The organism is Erysipelatoclostridium sp. MSK.23.31 (genome assembly GCF_019125875.1).
Classification (GTDB): Bacteria; Bacillota_I; Bacilli_A; order Erysipelotrichales; family Coprobacillaceae; genus Thomasclavelia; species Thomasclavelia ramosa.
Window position 1 is genome coordinate 1 of record NZ_JAHOCB010000086.1, and the last position, 2,996, is coordinate 2,996.

At 29.2% G+C, this 2,996-nt stretch carries 5 protein-coding genes; 3 read left to right on the forward strand and 2 right to left on the reverse strand.

The window, feature by feature from the left end:
* Positions 1–134: 134 nt before the first annotated feature.
* Positions 135–491: a hypothetical protein gene (locus KSU54_RS18245; protein WP_008792852.1), complete on the reverse strand. Its 357-nt coding sequence runs from the start codon at positions 489–491 to the stop codon at positions 135–137.
* Positions 491–1,549, reverse strand: a complete 1,059-nt coding sequence (locus tag KSU54_RS18250; RefSeq protein ID WP_226814649.1) for an amidase domain-containing protein — start codon at positions 1,547–1,549, stop codon at positions 491–493. The genes KSU54_RS18245 and KSU54_RS18250 overlap by 1 nt, the downstream gene beginning before the upstream one ends.
* A 132-nt stretch (positions 1,550–1,681) precedes the next feature.
* Here KSU54_RS18250 and KSU54_RS18255 point away from each other — a divergent pair, with 132 nt between their 5' ends.
* From KSU54_RS18255 to KSU54_RS18265, 3 genes are read left to right on the forward strand one after another with little or no spacing between them, the layout of a single operon-like run.
* Complete coding sequence (locus KSU54_RS18255; protein WP_008792854.1) at positions 1,682–2,020, forward strand: PadR family transcriptional regulator; 339 nt, start codon at positions 1,682–1,684, stop codon at positions 2,018–2,020.
* Positions 2,013–2,384: a DUF6120 family protein gene (locus tag KSU54_RS18260; RefSeq protein ID WP_008792855.1), complete on the forward strand. Its 372-nt coding sequence runs from the start codon at positions 2,013–2,015 to the stop codon at positions 2,382–2,384. Before KSU54_RS18255 ends, KSU54_RS18260 begins: the two co-directional genes overlap by 8 nt.
* 5 nt (positions 2,385–2,389) lie before the next feature.
* The gene (locus tag KSU54_RS18265) at positions 2,390–2,851 is read left to right on the forward strand and encodes a hypothetical protein (protein WP_008792856.1); all 462 of its coding nucleotides are present in this window, start codon (positions 2,390–2,392) and stop codon (positions 2,849–2,851) included.
* Positions 2,852–2,996 lie beyond the last annotated feature (145 nt).

Below are 2,996 nucleotides of genomic sequence, written 5' to 3' on the forward strand. Positions count from 1 at the left end.
TAAAATATGATATGCTCGGCGATAAGACAGTGTTATAAACTTACAATAACAGTACCGATTTAGCACAGCAGTATAATTAGCTTTTTCATTCCCAACACTACAATATCCTTCAAATCAATAGGTGGAATCTTATATCATCGAGGCATATTATCATATGAAGTCACATAATAGAAATTATCTATTTTTTTGACTTTAAATGTTCCTCCCATATTATTAGGCTTTCCAATAATACTTTGCGTTATCATGTAATAATTGCATTCATCATTCTTTTCAATTTCTTCACTATGAACTTCTTCTATTTTCATAAAGAATACCTTATATGTTGAATTTATATTATAAACATATTCTGCTATTGCTTTTTGTGGTGTTGAATTATCAAATAGATTGCTTATATAATTAGTGTACAATTTCAGCCCGACAAAAAATATAATTATAACAATCAAAATATTAAATACTTTACTTCTCAACAATTTCTTTATTTTTTCTTTCATTAGAATCTAATCCTTACGTATGTTCCAGAGGTATTTTCCCATCCATTTACTGAAGAACTTACTTTAGCACAATAGTTACTTGTATGTTGTGCTATTGTTACATCATAATATCCACTAGATGTTTTACTCCCAGATGCAACTACAAAAGCAACATGATTATATCGTCCATCCTTCTCCCAATCTGCTATTATAAAATCACCCGCCTGCAAATTACCTGAGAATGTATTAAAGTTTCCTGATGCATATTGACTATTACTTCTAGAATACCAGTATGTTTCAAAATTATGCGCAGCTGACCAAGAGGCTGTATATGGTTTCCATGTAGTATTTGTTGGTGCACCACCTGACCTTAGAATCTGCGATGCAAAATTAGTACAATCGGTACTATATGTTGTATAGCTTGGATTAGGATTAACAGCATATTTTTTTGCGTAACTTACTGCTGTGCTTTTATTAAAGTTAAATGAAGCAGCTCGTGTCATAGGCAACTGATTAATAGTATCAATTATAGGACTTGTGTACGGTAAGTAATTGATTAATTCAAAAATATCGACATTTTCCTGATTACATAAAATCCTAGCTTGACTATTTATTTCATGATTTTCACATACTGTGAAAAATTGATTTAAGATATTTATATCTTCTATATCTCCACTAGCAATATTATCAAAATACATTTCTTTAAATACATTAAAATATTCTTTCCAATTGTTTAAGCTTAATGTGTCTAAATTTCCAACTGATGAGATTTCATTTAATTCATCATCAAATTTGCTAATAATAATATCAAATGCAGTACTCATATTATCAAATTCCCAAAACAACGGATTGCTAGTTCCATTAACATTTAATACTCCTCCTGATTTTAAATCAACAATATTTTCTAATAAATTGTAAGGAGATTCACTATAAATATTACAATCTGCATCTAGGCTTATTTCTTTTTCCATTGCAGTTACAGTAGAAATATTAGTTGGAAATATTCCCACTAAAAATACAGCAATAATTAAAGATACAATAAATTTTCTACTCTTTTTTATAACATATCTTCCTTTCATATTTGTTGAAAACGTTTCCTTAACTATATGATAGCACTTTATTTACATATGTCAATAGCTACATATATTTTATATGTATTGAATTATCGATTATATTGTGATTTAATTATATTAGAAATAGGAGATGGATTAATGAGCAGATCTTCAAACAATTTTTTTAGGATGGAAATGTTGCTGTTAAAAATCATAGAAATCGGAAATGGCGAATATTATGGTTATAAAATAGTCCAGCAGCTTCAGGAGTTATCTGATGATAAAATAAAGTTAGCTGAAGGAGTCATGTACCCCATCCTCTATCGGCTTTTAGACAAAGGTTATATTATTGATGAAAAAAGGCTTGTTGGTAAAAGAAAAACAAGAGTTTATTATAAGCTTGAACCAAAAGGAAAAGAATATCTTAACCAACTTTACATTGATTACATGGATATAAACACTAGTATTATTAAAATCATGGAGGCAGGAAATGAATAATGTTGTCAAACAATATCTAAAGGAATGTAGACGTACATTTCCATTTATAAGTAAAAATGAAAAATTATTTTTTAAGCGCTTAGAAGATAATTTGAATGATATTGACGAAAACGTTACTTATAAAGAAATATGCTTAAAATATGGCGAACCAAAAAATGTTATGATTTCTTATATAGAAAATTGTGACAATGAATATATCTTAAAGCGAACTTCTATTAAGTCCATTGTGAAGAAAATATTCATTACCCTATTTTGTATTCTAATAGCACTATGTGCTACACTTCTTATTTATAATCAATTGATATACAATGCATATGATGATTCTAATACTATAAAAAAAGTAACTATTATTGAGGAGGAGTAAAGAAAATGAAAAAAATATTTGCAAGTTTTTTAACTGTTTTAACACTATTAGGCACTACACCTGTATTTGCATTAAATGAAGAAAGCAATACACAGATAGTCGAAAGATTTGAGGACGGTAGTTATATCGAAGTGACAATCGAAGAAATACCAACGCTTACAAGAAGTAACACTAAAAAGGGTAATAAAACAACATACTACAAAAACACATATGATGTAATCTTATGGTCTGTCAAAACCAGTGGAACATTTACTTATGATGGCTCAACCGCAAAATGTACTGCTTCATCAGTTGACACTCAATGTCCAGCTATAAATTGGAAATTGAGTAATATTAGATCATCAAAATCTGGTGCAAGCGCTTATGGATATGCAACCGCAAAAAGTTATAACGGTCTTGGAATGGTTTTACAAACTATAAACGAAACAGTAAAACTTACTTGCAGTCCAAGTGGAACATTATCTTAAAACAATTAAAAATAGGTATAACATCGAAAATTAATCTTTTTGAATGTTATACCTATTTTTTTGCACTATTCAGTTAATTCAGTTTCAATTATCCCGTGCCAGCAGGTGTGATTTTTCGGAGCGGTTCTTTCGGGTTTGACAACTC